Genomic DNA, 13,962 nt, shown 5'->3' with positions numbered 1-13,962 from the left:
TATAGCTATAAGGGAAGTTAGTCAAAGTATATTCAACGTATATTGTATTAATATTATAAGGAATAGGAAAAGCTAGAGTATTGCAGAGTAGTGGTAGATAAGGAGGCAGCTATGTTTTTAGTAGAAGCAAAACGTATTGCAGTAGTTATACTTGGCGCATTATTTGGGGCAATTTCATTGAATTTTTTCTTAATTGGAGCCAATGTGTATGCAAGTGGGTTCACGGGTGCAGCACAGTTAATTTCGAGTGTTTTTAATGATTATATAGGTATTGGCATAGGAACAGGTATTTTGCTATTTATTCTTAATATACCTGTTGCGATCTTAGGTTGGTTTAAAGTAGGAAAGGGTTTTACAATTTACAGTGTTGTATCAGTTTTGTTTACCACATTATTTTTAGAAATCATTCCGATAGTTGAGTTATCTCAGGATATTATTTTGAATGCTGTATTTGGAGGATTAATTTCCGGGGTTGGTGTTGGTATTACTTTGAAGTTTGGTGCATCTACCGGGGGAATGGATATTGTAGCTATGGTATTGTCACGTATGAAGGACAAGCCAATCGGGGTATATTTTCTATCGTTAAATGCCGTTATAATCGCTTTAGCTGGATTTCTTTATCAACCAGAAAATGCGCTTTATACATTAGTGACCTTATATGTAACAACTAGGGTCATTGACGCCATTCATACCCGTCATGAGAAAATAACTGCTATGATTATTACGCGCAAAGCAGATGAATTACAACGAGCGATTCATAATAAAATGGTTCGTGGAATTACGATTTTGCCTGCAAAAGGCGCTTATACGAAAGAAGACAAAAATATGATGTATCTTGTTATTACTCGATATGAATTATATGATTTAGAAAAAATAATAAGTGACGTTGATCCACAGGCTTTTACAAATATTGTACAAACAACTGGTATTTTTGGTTTCTTTCGAAAAGAGTAGGGGGAGTATGGTGAAGAAATTTATATTAATTTTAATTGCTGTGACATTATTTGGTTGTAGTGAAAAGGCTGACCCTGATCAAGCTGGAAATACATCAGAAGATCAAGCTAGGGTTAAATTTCAACAAATGGATGTGACTGTGGAAGATAATGTAGCAACGTTAAAAGGTGAAGCTAATACGGTAAATCAGGAGTTCTATTACAGTGTTCATATTGGTGAATCACAAATTGGGGAAGAAGAGAAGGTTACGCTTGAGAATGGAGCAAATGACTGGAGAGACTTTACCATTCAGGTTGAACTGACCGATGATATGATAAAAGACGAAGAAATTCCTGTCCTTCATCTTTATGGTAAAAGAGAAAATGGAGAAAAGGTTAACCCAAATTATATACCAATTGATTTACATATGAATTGAAAAAGACAGCTTAAATGCTGTCTTTTTACAAAAGATAAGAAAGTATAAAATTTGGCTTATTTCTGAACAATTGCAGGAACAGCCATGTCCAGCTCCAGCGCCCAGAGACTAGCGAGACTTCCCTCGCCTCCGTACGATAAGTCAACATCGGCAGGTCGCCGTGTTTCCTTTATCTCCTACGGCTCAGTCCAGTCCGTACGTCTCTAAACGGGCGCTTGCGCTTTTCTTAATTGGTATGTATGAATTATTAATAGCCGTATTTTTCAAATACTTCCATTACTTTCTGTGTTAATTCATCCCATTCCACATCAAATTGTTTATTAACAGTGATGAAGTTTTGATACCCAAAAACAGTATCGACTCCTTCAAGTTTCATCATTTCATTCATGATTTCATGTTCCGATGTTTCTCCTGCACGAATGGAAAAGCTATTTGTTCCTTCAAAAATTAACTTATCTGTCGTGAATTTTAATGCATTAGGATTTGGTGTAGCTTCTGCTCTAACTCCCATATTTAATCCCTCCTATAATTCCTTATATACTTACATATTAGCAGATATAATGAAAAGAAAAAAGAAAAGATGCCCTATAGTTGGACATCTTTTCTAATACTTGCTTTCAGTAAATTCTGTTTCATCACTATCAATGAATTAGATATTACCATCACAAGTATACGGAGGTTTAGCTAAGCTGGTGGTTCTGCAATTGTTGTTCTAACTGCTGTAACTGTTGCTTTTCTTCAGGGGAAGCATCGTTATATGCAGCTTGAATTGCACTGTGTGCAGCTTGCTTATCTTGTTGATTTGCTTGGTTATTGTTCGTTAAACGATTGACAGCATTCATTGCTTGTTGTAATAAGTTATTTCCATTACCGTTGGCCATCTAAAACCCTCCTAGCGTGTGGTGATCTGCTTCATCTGCTTTACGCTCAGCATCCGTAAAGCGTGATCGATAAGGGAATTTCTCGTCATGCTTTTTTACAGAATCAGCACTTTGTTGACTAAATCGTCTTGATTTACTGTTTTTGCCCAAGAAGATTCCTCCCAACAAATAAGTGAACGTAATGTTACGTTACGTTCACTAGCTAGTATGGTTTATTTTCTTGTTAATATTGTAGGAAATATACGGCATAGGTTTAAAAATATAGCAATTAATATGTGTGTGATTCTAATTTAAGGTAAGTTTCTAAGAAAGTTCCTATTCCGTCTTGTTCATTGGTATTGGTTATATGTTTTGCAATAGTTTTAAGTTCATCGATTGCATTTCCCATGGCAACACCAACACCTGCATATTCAATCATTTCTAAGTCATTATCCTCATCTCCAAATGCAATTATCCGTTCTTTTGGGATATGATAATACTGAGCAATTTTTTGTAACCCGACAGCTTTATTCATGCCTTTTTTAACAATTTCTATGATATTCCAAGGAGCACCCCATTTGCGGTGTTCAATAACTTCGGCATGATAATCCGTCAAATGTCTTCGAAGATCTTGAATATGCTTTTCATCTTCTTTTGGATGAATAAGTAGGGAAGTCGGATCTTCTGTTAAATGGCTTTTTAAGTTACCAATTGTAAAAGGTGATTCTTCATGCCCAACATGTTGGAATAAATCAATAATTGCTTCATCATATCGATCTAAATATACGTCATCTTTTACTTCCGCTAAAATGTTATGTACATCTAGGTCGTAACATGCTTCTACAACTGTAAGGGCGGTTCGTTTTGGCATCGGATTGTGTAAAGCATCCCATTTCTTATCTGTTGGATGATGGATCAGAGCGCCATTGAAATTAACCATAGGAGTCTTCAAACCTAACTCATGGTAATATTGAATACTAGCTCGATGAGGTCTTCCGGTAGCAATGACGACAATGTGTCCTTGTTTCATGGCCTGAAAAATAATTTGTTTGTTTTTCTGGCTAATTTCTTTGTGATCTGAAAGTAGTGTTCCATCTAAATCTAAAGCTATTAAATGTTGTTTATTTTCCATCTATTTCACCTCGTATTTCTTTAGTTTATAAGGGATTACGAAAGAAGTAAAGAATAATTCTTTTGCTAATGGTAAAAAAAGTATTATGATGTATGTAGAGACAAATTTACGATGAGAGGAATTTAGTTATATGATTGGCGTATATAAAGAAACGATACATAACATTGCAAGCTTAATCGTAGTAGATGCTGCTAAAAAAGATGAACCTCTACCAGTTGTTACCTATTTTCATGGGTTTACAAGTGCGAAAGAGCATAACTTGCCAATTGCTTACTTATTAGCTGAAAAAGGCTATCGGGTTGTAATGCCGGACAGTAAGTATCATGGAGAACGAGAAGTAGATATTTCCAATTTGAAATTACAAGTTTCGTTTTGGGATATTGTCATGCAGAATGTAAAAGAATTAAATGATATTAAAAATTACTTAGATGAAAATGGTTTAATTTTGAATGAAAAATTTGGTGTCGCTGGTACAAGTATGGGAGGTATAACAACCTCTGCAGCTTTAACACAATATCCATGGATTAAAACTGCTGTTATTTTAATGGGTTCACCTAAAATAACTACTTATGCCAAAACATTGGTAAGCAGTTTCAAGAAGACAGGAGATTTACCTATTACGGATGATGAGATCGAACAACTTTATGTGCAATTAGAGCAATTTGATTTATCATTGCAACCAGAGAAACTTAATGAGCGGCCATTATTGTTTTGGCATGGTGGTAATGACCCAACTGTACCTTTTGATCACTCCTATACGTTTTATGAAGATGTAAAAAAGTTATATGATAACGAAGCAAATATTGCTTTCTTAAAAGAAGCTAATCAAGATCATAAAGTAACGAGATTCGCTATATTAGAAACAGTGAAATGGTTTGAGAAGCATTTGCAAATGTGATGAAAATCATTTTAAAATATTGGAGAAATATGTTTAAATTAAACTATGAATGGTAAAGGAGGATGAGGTCATGGATGAAGCGTTAAAAGAGAATTTAATGGGTGCATTAGAAAATGTAATTGACCCAGAACTAGGTATTGATATCGTTAACCTTGGTTTAATATATGATGTAGATTTAAATGATGAGGGTCTATGTACAGTTACAATGACACTCACTGCAATGGGGTGCCCACTTTCTGCTCATATTGAGTCAGACGTAAAAAGAGCAGTATCTGATATTCCAGAAGTAAAAGAAGTTAAAGTAGATATCGTTTGGAGCCCACCATGGGGCAAAGAAAGAATGTCACGCTATGCAAAAATAGCCTTAGGTATACCAGATTGATTAAAAGGGTGCCAGGCACTTGTCAAATATTGACAAGTGCCTGGCACTTTTTTTAACGTAAGAACAATATGACCAATATACCGACGATAAAACAGTAAAAAGCAAAGTATTTTAAATTCCCTCTTGCCATAATGTTCATAAACCATTTTAATGCAAAATAAGTAGCAATGATTGTTGCCATAAACGCTAATAGATATGGTACCATCAATGTATTCATATCTGGATCTGTTATCATGTCACCAATAGAAAGAATTCCTAAGCCTAAACTTACTGGAATGTATAGTAGAAATGAAAAGCGTAATGCTGTTTCTTGTTTCATGCCAAGCAACATTGCAGCAACAATGGTAGCACCTGACCTACTAATTCCTGGAATTAATGCAACAGATTGGGCAAGTCCAACGATTAAAGCGTCCTTTACGGTAATTTCACCGTCATTTTTATTTCCACGTAAGTTTCGAATAATCCAAAGTGCAGCACCTGTAATTAGTAAGGTAATTCCAACCGTTAACGCTCGGCTAAGGTCACCAATTTTATCTTCTAATAGGAAGCCAATAATTCCAGTAGGTATCGTTGCGATAACTAAAAATACAATAAATCTGAAATCGCTTTGTGCATCAGTGTCTCTTGTAACGATATAACGAAAACCGTTTTTCACTAATCGAATAATATCTTTTCGGTAAACGAGAAGAACGGCAATCAACGAACCGAAGTTAACAAAAATCTCAAAAGATAAACCTTCGGCAATAATATCCGGTCCAAAAAGATCACGTAAAATGACTAAATGACCACTTGATGATATTGGAATTGGTTCTGTTATTCCTTGAATTGTTCCTAAAATAACATACTTTATTAATACCCATAATTCTTCCACAGAAGATTCCTCCTATTTCACTATAATTCTTTTTGTATTTTGTAAACTCCGCGTCTGTCACCTTTCCCTAGGCATCTGAATAGTCTGTTGGTGAGGAGGCTGGTAAAATGCACAAACATAAACATATGTACGATTTATGTAAAACGCATATGCATTCGTATGTTTTAGCTGAAATTAATGATGGATCACAAGTTGACGGAATTATTACTGGATTAGACGATGAATATGTCTATATCGCAGTTCCTATAGATAGCACTGATCCATCTGCACAAACTATGCCACAAGGAATGATGCCCCAAGGTATGTCACAGGGAATGCCACAACAAGGAATGCCGCAACAAGGTATACCACAGGGAATGCCACAACAAGGAATGCCGCAACAAGGTATACCGCAGGGAATGCCACAACAAGGAATGCCGCAACAAGGTATACCACAAGGAATGCCACAACAAGGAATGTCCCAAGGTATGCGTAATGACGACACTCGGTATGGTTTCGGATATGGCTATGGATATCCGGGTTATGGCTATCCAGGCTATGGATACCCTGGATTTTACGGTCCTAGAAGAAGGTTCCGTAGACTTGTATTACCATTAGCAGCATTAACTGCATTAAGTGTATTACCTTGGTATTAAAAATATGTAGCACAAATGGAAAACCCTTGCCATTCATTAACAGCAGGCAAGGGTTTTTCCATCCAATGAATATGTATAATTGAAACACATATGTCATCTATAAGTTTTTGCTATTCGCTTTTTGCTTTAAGTATTCCATCACCTAATACAAAAATAGCGATTGCGATGATTGCTGATAATACTAGTGTATCCATTAAAGGAAAAGCGTCGCCTGCCATACTAGATAAAACATAAGATATAACGGAACCTATTAACACTGCCCAAATTATTGTCATAAGATATCGCATACATAACACCTCATTCTTTTACCATATAATTTAAATACTATTTCTTTCATAACACATATATAATATATATTACCAAATAATCATAGAAAATTAAAGTCTTACTATTAAAGTGTGTTCAAAAAGGAGGATGAAAAGGACCGGAAGTTCGAGGCAGCGCAGAAACAAGCCAACGAAGAAATTTGATGTGTCATTTTTACCAGACTTTTTGAACGTCCTCTATTAATAAAAAAAGTTATAAGACGGAAAGGGGATTTTTATGTCAATTTTAGTGGCGAATTGTTTTCATTGGGTTGGTTTTCATCTAATAAATGAGTTTCTTTATCGTGGAATAGAAGTTGATGGAGTTGATGAACTAGAAACTAGTAAAAAGGAACACCTTTCTATGTTTGTTGGACGAAATGACTTGTTTTCCTTAGTTCCTAAAAATAAATTAGGAACATATCAAACAGCAATTATTGTGGAAGATACAAATTTAATTTCATCTATTTCATCTGCTCGAATGATAAAAATTGGAAATGAAAATCAAAGGTCATCTCTTCATAATGTAAAGGAAGTTCAGGTTCCATTATTGTTTGGTGAATGGATGCCGATGACAAAAAAAGGATGCCTATATCAAGAACGGATGATTCCATTTGATTCAGAGGAATTTATGTCTTCAGCCATTTATGTTGGGGACTTTGTTCGTGCATTCATGCAATGGCTAGAATTGCGTGATTTTCCAAGCCATTTACAAGTGTGTACCAAGAAAAATGAGATAGACGAAGCCCTTAAACTTGAAAATTCCATTTATATTCGTGACAATGTTCCTATAGAAGAAAATATCCAAAAGGTGATCAGACATTTTGAGCGATATAAACAATTCTATTAATACTTATAGGCATTTGTAAACGAATGGAGTGCACGTATTTTGAAAAAACAATACATGATACCAATCATCATAGCTGTTCTTCTACTATTATTAGTGGGTTGTGGCAGTAATAACATCCAAGGAAATTTGCAAAAAGTAGGCTTGCTTCTTGAAGGAGAGATTGATGATCAATCTTGGGGTGAAAAAGGATACCAAGGTCTATTAAGTATTAAAGAAGAATACGATGTAGATGTTGAATATAAAGAAGAAGTTTTAACCGAGCAAGAAGTTAAGGATACTGTAAAAGAATTTGTGCGAGACGGTGTAAATCTAATTTTCGGACATAGTAGTAACTACGGAAAAACGTTCTTTGAAATTAGTAATGAATATCCAGACGTTCATTTTGTATACTTTAATGGAACCTACTACAACGATAATGTCACTAGCTTGACATTTAATTCTCATGCAATGGGTTTTTTCGCTGGTATGCTCGCAAGTGAAATGTCTCAAACAAATCAGGTAGGTATTATCGCAGCATATCAGTGGCAGCCTGAAATAGAAGGATTTTATGAAGGAGTAAAATATCAGAATCCGACTACAGATGTACAAATGAGTTTTATTTACGATTGGAATGATTATCAAATCGCTTTAGAGATGTATGAAAATATGAAAGAACAAAATGTCGATGTGTTTTATCCTGCAGGGGATGCTTTTAGTGAACAAGTGATCAAAAGGGCTAGTGATGATGGATTATATGCAATTGGTTTTGTATCCGATCAATATGAGATTGACCCTAATACGGTTTTAACTAGTACCGTTCAACACGTGGATCGCTTATATAATGTAACTGCAGAGAAATTTAGTAAGGGAGAACTTGAGGGAGATATTCAAACGTTTGATTTTAAGGACGATTATATAACGATGGGAGAATTTAGTCCGGAAGTTTCAGAAGAATTTCAAGATGCCCTCAACAATGCAATTGAACAGTACATAGACTCTGGTTTTTTACCTAATCAATGATTGGGTAATTTTTTTTGTATTAATAGGAAAACTAACTCTAACTTGCAAGAAATTAATTTTTGCATTAAAATTAGTACCAAGTCATAATATTTGATAATAAGATATATTACGTAAGGGGTGTCTATATGGGTGTTGGTGTATTAGGTACTGGACATTACGCTCCAACGAAAGTCCTGACAAATAAAGATTTAGAAAAAATAGTAGATACAAGCGATGAATGGATCCGTACAAGGACTGGTATAGAAGAAAGAAGAATCGCAGAGGATGACATGGATACGTCAGAAATGGCATTTCAAGCATCTCTAGTTGCTTTAGAAGAAGCAAATGTAAGAGGAGAAGAGCTTGATCTTATCCTAGTTGCAACGGTAACACCAGACACACCATTTCCGTCTGTTTCATGCATGCTTCAACAAAAGCTAGGGGCGGTAAATGCAGCTGCTATGGATATTAGTGCTGCTTGTGCAGGATTCATGTATGGGATGGTTACAGCAAAACAATTTATCGAGTCAAATGTATATAAAAAAGTCCTTGTAATAGGTGCTGAAAAACTGTCAAAAATAACAGACTGGGAAGACCGCAATACCTGTGTCCTTTTTGGAGATGGAGCGGGTGCAGCTGTTATAGGAGAAGTTTCTGACGATAAAGGAATTTTATCGTTTGAATTAGGATCGAATGGTTCGGGAGGAGAGCATTTGTATCAGGATGCGAATACAGGTCATTTGAAAATGAATGGTAGAGAAGTATTCAAGTTCGCCGTAAGACAAATGCCAGAATCATCCGTAAATGTGATTGAAAAAATTGGCTACAATAAAGAAGATGTTGATTATTTAATTCCGCACCAAGCAAATATTCGTATTATGGAAGCGGCAAGAGAAAAATTAGGTATTTCTGAAGATCGTATGGCTACAACCATTAAGAAATATGGAAATAACTCTTCTGCATCTATACCAATGGCTTTATCAGAAGGCGTGAAGAGTGGTAGAATTAAAGATGATGATTTAGTCGTACTAGTAGGCTTTGGTGCAGGACTAACATGGGGCGCAATCGCTCTTCGTTGGGGAAGGTAAGTTTTGCATTCGAAGTATGAACTGCCAACAATTGTAGAAAAAATTTTTGTATGTAGGAGGGAGTACTGATGGAGAGAAGAGTAGTTATAACAGGGCTTGGAGCGGTTACCCCAGTCGGTAATGATGTTCAAACCATGTGGGAAAATATATTAGCAGGTAAATCAGGTGTTGATTTTGTAACACATGTAAATAAAGATGAATTCAAAGCAAAAGTTGCTGCGGAGGTTAAGGATTTTGACCCAACTGCTTTTGTAGAAAAAAAAGATGCCCGAAAAATGGATCCATTTACACAGTTTGCAGTAGCAGCCTCTAAAATGGCTGTGGAGGATGCAAAGCTAACGATTGATGATAGTAATGCGCATCGTGTAGGTGTTTGGATTGGATCGGGAATTGGTGGTATGCAAACGTACGAGGATCAATTCCGTAGATTTTTAGATAAAGGTTACAAGCGAGTAAGTCCGTTTTTTGTTCCAATGATGATCCCAGACATGGCTGCTGGTCAAGTTTCGATACAGCTAGGGGCAAAAGGAATTAACTCATGTACAGTAACTGCTTGTGCTTCTGGAGCAAATTCAATTGGAGATGCTTATAAAGCAGTACAACGTGGCGATGTTGATTACATCATCGCAGGTGGAGCAGAGGCACCAATTACGAATATGTCTTTTGCTGGCTTTTCAACTGCAGGAGCATTATCGTTAAATGATGACCCTAAAAAAGCGAGTCGCCCGTTCGATAAGAACCGTGATGGATTTGTTATGGGGGAAGGTGCAGGAATTTTATTAATGGAAACATTGGAATCAGCACAAGCACGTGGAGCTCATATCTATGCTGAAATTGTCGGTTATGGTGCTACAGGTGATGCATACCATATCACTGCACCGGCAGAACATGGAGAAGGTGCAGCAAGAGCGATGCAGCATGCGATTAAAGATGCTGGTATTAGTTTAACTGATGTTGATTACATTAATGCCCATGGAACAAGTACTGACCTGAATGATAAATATGAAACAGAAGCAATCAAAACGGTATTTGAAGATCATGCATATAAATTAGCTGTTTCCTCTACTAAATCAATGACGGGTCATTTGCTTGGAGCAGCAGGTGGAGTCGAATCTGTTATTTCCATTAAGTCTATTGTAGAGGGCATCATACCACCAACAACTAATTATGAAACGCCAGACCCAGACTGTGATCTTGATTATGTACCAAATGAAGCAAGAAAACAGGATGTAAATATTGTTGTAAGTAATTCACTTGGATTTGGTGGACATAATGTTGCGTTAGTGTTTAAGAAATTTGAGGAATAGAATATATTACAAAAAGTAAGGCTGACCAGATTTGGGTCAGTCTTCTTTTTGTTGGGGAAGATGCGTTCGAATTTGAATTCGAATTCGATCATAAAATAGTAGTAGGTAAGGTATCGGGTGTGTTGATTTCTGGGGATTGTCCACAAGAAAAAACAATATTCTATTAAAGTTATCATGTATCATTTACCTCTAGCATATAATTTTATAAATAATATATGGACAAGCATGGTGATGAAAAATGGGATACATGTTTTTATTTTTAATAGGATTTGGACTAGCTGTTACTGGTGGGGTAACAATTATTGCATATATGAATTTCCTACCTGCTGGAATATCTTGGTTAGAATATTTTATTTTTATCAAAGGTAGAATAGAGTGTTACTTCCTTCCAATTGGTCTCCTCATCATGACCCTTGTTATATATCGTTTTCCATATAAACCATAATCTTACTATCACTTCGAATAAAATTTTTTAGGTTGGTCATAATGTATGTTAAGTGATGTTCAAGATCGATAGTACAAAGGATTTTGAACAGCCTCGAAAATGATTCATTCAAAAGTGAGGGGTGTTGTATGTTATATTTGCACGATGTTTGGGTGAACTGGTTTGAAGGTGAGGAAAACGGTTATAACGTATGTTATTACCACGAATGGCGTAAGGACGATAAGATCGAGCTATTAGACCAGGTTCCTTTGTTATACATAACGGAAGGCTTATATAATTATATTGAAAATGACATGCATGATTTACCGAAAGCTTTTCTAGATATGATCTACAAACGAGCATATACTAGAAAAGGACAGGAAAGAACCGGTTTAGAATATGCATGTGTTGTGACTGATGGAAATGATATATTAGCTTTTGATACGATTGGATATCAAATTCCAATTCGGAAAAGTAGACTCATTCCGAGGCAGGAACAACTTGTGTACGATATGATTGAAAAAGTGAAACCACAAAACTTTGACTTTGATGAGGAAGCATATGAAAAAGAATATCATATGTTATCCATGGCACCGGAATTAGTATTCGGCTTAACAAGAAGAGAACGTCAACTGAAACAATTGCTTATGATGGGACTGGACCAACTTCGAACCACGAATAACATCGAAGAATTAAGATATTGGTTAACGGAATGGAATCCCAAAAAATATCCTTTCATTCGATTTATGAATGAGGAAAAAGTTTGGGAAGCGTTATATGAGGGAGTAAAACATGGTTGGAGCCAAGCACACGAAGAACTATGTGCCAAGCTAATAAAAGGACAACCATTTCTTGAGAAAATGTGGGAAATTGAACATAGTTATGAAAAAGGTATACCAAAACAAAAATCAAAAAATCAGTGAGAAAATTTTCTCACTGATTTTTTTCTTTTTTAATAAAACCAAGCTAGTGCGATTATTCCAAATACCACCATTGTTGTAAGGATGGGGTATTTAAATATTTTTAAACATTTATAGTAGCCCTACAAAGAGAAATTAGGATACAGTTAACAATAGAAAGATGTAGAGACAATTGCAAAACTAATAAATTTACTTCTTTTGTAACATATACACTTTTCAAGTTACTAATCAGTTGAACAACAAAATCCCGGGGCTAGTCTGTTAGGATTTAGATAAGGAGAAGCGTTATGGAATTGGGGGAGTTATACAAAGAAGTGCATCCAAGAATTTTTGCATTCTTTTATATTAAAACAAGTAATAAACAAGTAGCAGAAGACCTAACGCAAGAGGTGTTCTATCAAGCTATTAAGAAATTTCATACGTTTTCCTATGCGTCCACGATTGAGACGTGGCTTTTTGCGATTGTTAAAAATCGATTGAGGAATTTTTATCGGAGCAAAAAGTATCATGACCAACTTCTAGAAATGCTCCCAAAAGAGGAACTTGAATCAAATTATCCTGAGGAAAAGCTATTGAAGAAAGAACAACAGATTTCATTGATTGAATCGATTAATCGATTGGAGGAGCTATCTAAAGAAATTGTTACGCTAAGAGTTTATGGAGAGTTGTCTTTCGAGGAAATTGCAGAATTAGTCAATAAAAGTGAGAATTATACGCGGATTATTTTTCATCGGGCAAAGTTAAAAATTCAAAAAGAATTGGATGATCAAGATGGATAAACATGTTCGGCATATTGTGGAAGATCTTCTTCCTCTTTATGAGGAAGGGTTGTTAAGTAATGAGACAACAAAATGGGTAGAGGAACAAATAGAGGAAAATGGAGAGCTTCAAAAACTCGCTCAAAGGCTTCAGAATCCTTTAGAAAAAGAAGAAGTCCCTAATACTTCAGAGGGTTCTCGGGATAAAATGTTTAAGAAGATCAATCGAAGGCTTTCTCTCTATCAAATTATTTTTGTAGCACTATCGTTCCTATTAGCGATTCAAACCTCACTATTAAATGACAGCTTTGGGTTTATACTTTGGTATACCGTATTAGGTATAGTATCCTATCTCTTTTATTCCGATATGAAAATGGTTTTTTTATTATCGTTTATACCAATTTTCATTTGGTCTGTAGTAGATGGAATTTCTGATTATTTGGCGGGTCATATTGCTATGGATGCATCTCTGTTTATGTATGGATTCGACGTGTTACAAATGGCTATTTTTGTATCTGTCATTCATTATTTGTTCGCATTAGTTGGAAGTGTAATCGGACTATTAATTAAGAAATTAAGGAGGTCAACTTATGAATAAGAAGAAGTTCATCCTCAGTATTCTCCTTGTCGTATTAATCGGATTTGTTCTCTTTTTATATAACACGTTTAATGGAAATCCAATTAGTAAATACGTTTCAAAGCAGGTTTTAGAAAACTATTTGGAGGAAACGTATCCAGAACAGGAGTTTCGGATTGAAGAAGGGTTTTATGATTTTAAATTTGGTGAATATCTATATACAGTTATTGAAATTGGCACGGCAGACAAAGAGGGAAATGTAAAGGAACATCAATTTAGAATTAGCGGTTTTTTCAATCCAAAAGTTAAATGGGATGGCCTGTATTATGACAATTTAGATGAGCAATTGGCGAAACGCTTAAGTCAAGAAGCAGAGAAGGAAATTGTACCATTGCTTTCAGATCAGGTTGATAGTATTCATCATATTGAGGTTCATATTGAAGTATTAAAAGGAAAATTTGATGGAGATGTACAATGGAGTAAAAATGGTTCTACGTCAAATGTTGGGGTGGCGATTAATTTTGCCACTTTACCCAACATGTAACCCAACTTCTTTATACTGTCTTGCTAATAAGATCTTCGCCCTAAAACGTTTAAAACTTCTAAAA

Annotated in this window: 20 protein-coding genes; 14 read left to right on the top strand and 6 right to left on the bottom strand. The window is 35.5% G+C overall.

Annotated elements, in window-relative coordinates; translation table 11 throughout:
- The first annotated feature begins 111 nt into the window (after window positions 1-111).
- Complete coding sequence (locus tag ACFSTA_RS00145) at window positions 112-954, top strand: YitT family protein (RefSeq protein WP_377554264.1); 843 nt, start codon at window positions 112-114, stop codon at window positions 952-954.
- Between the two features lie 10 nt (window positions 955-964).
- Window positions 965-1,369, top strand: coding sequence for a hypothetical protein (locus tag ACFSTA_RS00140; RefSeq protein ID WP_377554262.1), 405 nt, complete (start codon window positions 965-967; stop codon window positions 1,367-1,369).
- 247 nt (window positions 1,370-1,616) lie between these two features.
- Here the strand turns inward: ACFSTA_RS00140 and ACFSTA_RS00135 are convergent, their stop codons facing one another.
- The 4 genes from ACFSTA_RS00135 to ACFSTA_RS00120 form a co-directional block, all read right to left on the bottom strand.
- The gene (locus ACFSTA_RS00135; RefSeq protein WP_377554260.1) at window positions 1,617-1,880 is read right to left on the bottom strand and encodes a NifU N-terminal domain-containing protein; all 264 of its coding nucleotides are present in this window, start codon (window positions 1,878-1,880) and stop codon (window positions 1,617-1,619) included.
- A 169-nt stretch (window positions 1,881-2,049) separates the two neighbouring features.
- The gene (locus tag ACFSTA_RS00130; protein WP_377554258.1) at window positions 2,050-2,250 is read right to left on the bottom strand and encodes a DUF3813 family protein; all 201 of its coding nucleotides are present in this window, start codon (window positions 2,248-2,250) and stop codon (window positions 2,050-2,052) included.
- Entirely contained in the window at window positions 2,251-2,400 is a 150-nt protein-coding gene (locus tag ACFSTA_RS00125) for a hypothetical protein (protein ID WP_377554256.1), read from the bottom strand.
- A 118-nt stretch (window positions 2,401-2,518) separates the two neighbouring features.
- Entirely contained in the window at window positions 2,519-3,361 is an 843-nt protein-coding gene (locus tag ACFSTA_RS00120) for an HAD family hydrolase (RefSeq protein ID WP_377554254.1), read from the bottom strand.
- A gap of 130 nt (window positions 3,362-3,491) precedes the next feature.
- Between ACFSTA_RS00120 and ACFSTA_RS00115 the strand changes: the two genes are divergently transcribed.
- Together ACFSTA_RS00115 and ACFSTA_RS00110 are read left to right on the top strand one after the other, a co-directional pair.
- On the top strand, window positions 3,492-4,259 hold the full coding sequence (locus tag ACFSTA_RS00115) for an alpha/beta fold hydrolase (protein ID WP_377554252.1): 768 nt from the start codon (window positions 3,492-3,494) through the stop codon (window positions 4,257-4,259).
- Between the two features lie 70 nt (window positions 4,260-4,329).
- Window positions 4,330-4,641, top strand: a complete 312-nt coding sequence (locus ACFSTA_RS00110; RefSeq protein ID WP_377554250.1) for a metal-sulfur cluster assembly factor — start codon at window positions 4,330-4,332, stop codon at window positions 4,639-4,641.
- Window positions 4,642-4,693: 52 nt separating this feature from the next.
- Here the strand turns inward: ACFSTA_RS00110 and ACFSTA_RS00105 are convergent, their stop codons facing one another.
- Window positions 4,694-5,512, bottom strand: a complete 819-nt coding sequence (locus ACFSTA_RS00105) for an undecaprenyl-diphosphate phosphatase (protein ID WP_377554248.1) — start codon at window positions 5,510-5,512, stop codon at window positions 4,694-4,696.
- 107 nt (window positions 5,513-5,619) lie between these two features.
- Between ACFSTA_RS00105 and ACFSTA_RS00100 the strand changes: the two genes are divergently transcribed.
- The gene (locus ACFSTA_RS00100; RefSeq protein ID WP_377554246.1) at window positions 5,620-6,147 is read left to right on the top strand and encodes a hypothetical protein; all 528 of its coding nucleotides are present in this window, start codon (window positions 5,620-5,622) and stop codon (window positions 6,145-6,147) included.
- A 110-nt stretch (window positions 6,148-6,257) separates the two neighbouring features.
- On the opposite strand, the gene ACFSTA_RS00095 is transcribed toward ACFSTA_RS00100, so the two are convergent.
- On the bottom strand, window positions 6,258-6,434 hold the full coding sequence (locus ACFSTA_RS00095; RefSeq protein ID WP_377554244.1) for a DUF2929 family protein: 177 nt from the start codon (window positions 6,432-6,434) through the stop codon (window positions 6,258-6,260).
- 256 nt (window positions 6,435-6,690) lie between these two features.
- On the opposite strand from ACFSTA_RS00095, the gene ACFSTA_RS00090 reads away from it, so the two are divergent.
- The 9 genes from ACFSTA_RS00090 to ACFSTA_RS00050 all read left to right on the top strand — a co-directional run bounded on the left by ACFSTA_RS00090 (window position 6,691) and on the right by ACFSTA_RS00050 (window position 13,898).
- Window positions 6,691-7,302 (top strand): hypothetical protein, encoded by a 612-nt coding sequence (locus tag ACFSTA_RS00090; RefSeq protein WP_377554243.1) that lies wholly within the window; start codon window positions 6,691-6,693, stop codon window positions 7,300-7,302.
- Window positions 7,303-7,341: 39 nt separating this feature from the next.
- Window positions 7,342-8,301 (top strand): BMP family ABC transporter substrate-binding protein, encoded by a 960-nt coding sequence (locus ACFSTA_RS00085; protein WP_377554241.1) that lies wholly within the window; start codon window positions 7,342-7,344, stop codon window positions 8,299-8,301.
- Window positions 8,302-8,426: 125 nt separating this feature from the next.
- Window positions 8,427-9,368, top strand: a complete 942-nt coding sequence (locus ACFSTA_RS00080) for a beta-ketoacyl-ACP synthase III (RefSeq protein ID WP_377554239.1) — start codon at window positions 8,427-8,429, stop codon at window positions 9,366-9,368.
- Window positions 9,369-9,433: 65 nt separating this feature from the next.
- Entirely contained in the window at window positions 9,434-10,675 is a 1,242-nt protein-coding gene (gene fabF, locus ACFSTA_RS00075) for a beta-ketoacyl-ACP synthase II (protein ID WP_377554939.1), read from the top strand.
- 238 nt (window positions 10,676-10,913) lie between these two features.
- Window positions 10,914-11,120 (top strand): hypothetical protein, encoded by a 207-nt coding sequence (locus ACFSTA_RS00070; protein ID WP_377554237.1) that lies wholly within the window; start codon window positions 10,914-10,916, stop codon window positions 11,118-11,120.
- Between the two features lie 128 nt (window positions 11,121-11,248).
- Window positions 11,249-12,022, top strand: a complete 774-nt coding sequence (locus tag ACFSTA_RS00065; RefSeq protein ID WP_377554235.1) for a YjbA family protein — start codon at window positions 11,249-11,251, stop codon at window positions 12,020-12,022.
- 284 nt (window positions 12,023-12,306) lie between these two features.
- Window positions 12,307-12,798, top strand: coding sequence for an RNA polymerase sigma factor (locus ACFSTA_RS00060; protein ID WP_377554233.1), 492 nt, complete (start codon window positions 12,307-12,309; stop codon window positions 12,796-12,798).
- The gene (locus ACFSTA_RS00055; RefSeq protein ID WP_377554231.1) at window positions 12,791-13,375 is read left to right on the top strand and encodes a hypothetical protein; all 585 of its coding nucleotides are present in this window, start codon (window positions 12,791-12,793) and stop codon (window positions 13,373-13,375) included. Before ACFSTA_RS00060 ends, ACFSTA_RS00055 begins: the two co-directional genes overlap by 8 nt.
- Complete coding sequence (locus tag ACFSTA_RS00050; RefSeq protein ID WP_377554229.1) at window positions 13,368-13,898, top strand: YfjL-like protein; 531 nt, start codon at window positions 13,368-13,370, stop codon at window positions 13,896-13,898. The genes ACFSTA_RS00055 and ACFSTA_RS00050 overlap by 8 nt, the downstream gene beginning before the upstream one ends.
- Window positions 13,899-13,962: the final 64 nt, after the last annotated feature.

The sequence above is a fragment of the Ornithinibacillus salinisoli genome (assembly GCF_042684965.1).
Taxonomy (GTDB): Bacteria; Bacillota; Bacilli; order Bacillales; family Amphibacillaceae; genus Ornithinibacillus; species Ornithinibacillus salinisoli.
Note: the sequence above shows the minus strand (reverse complement) of the source record. Positions and strands in the feature narration are given on the sequence as shown.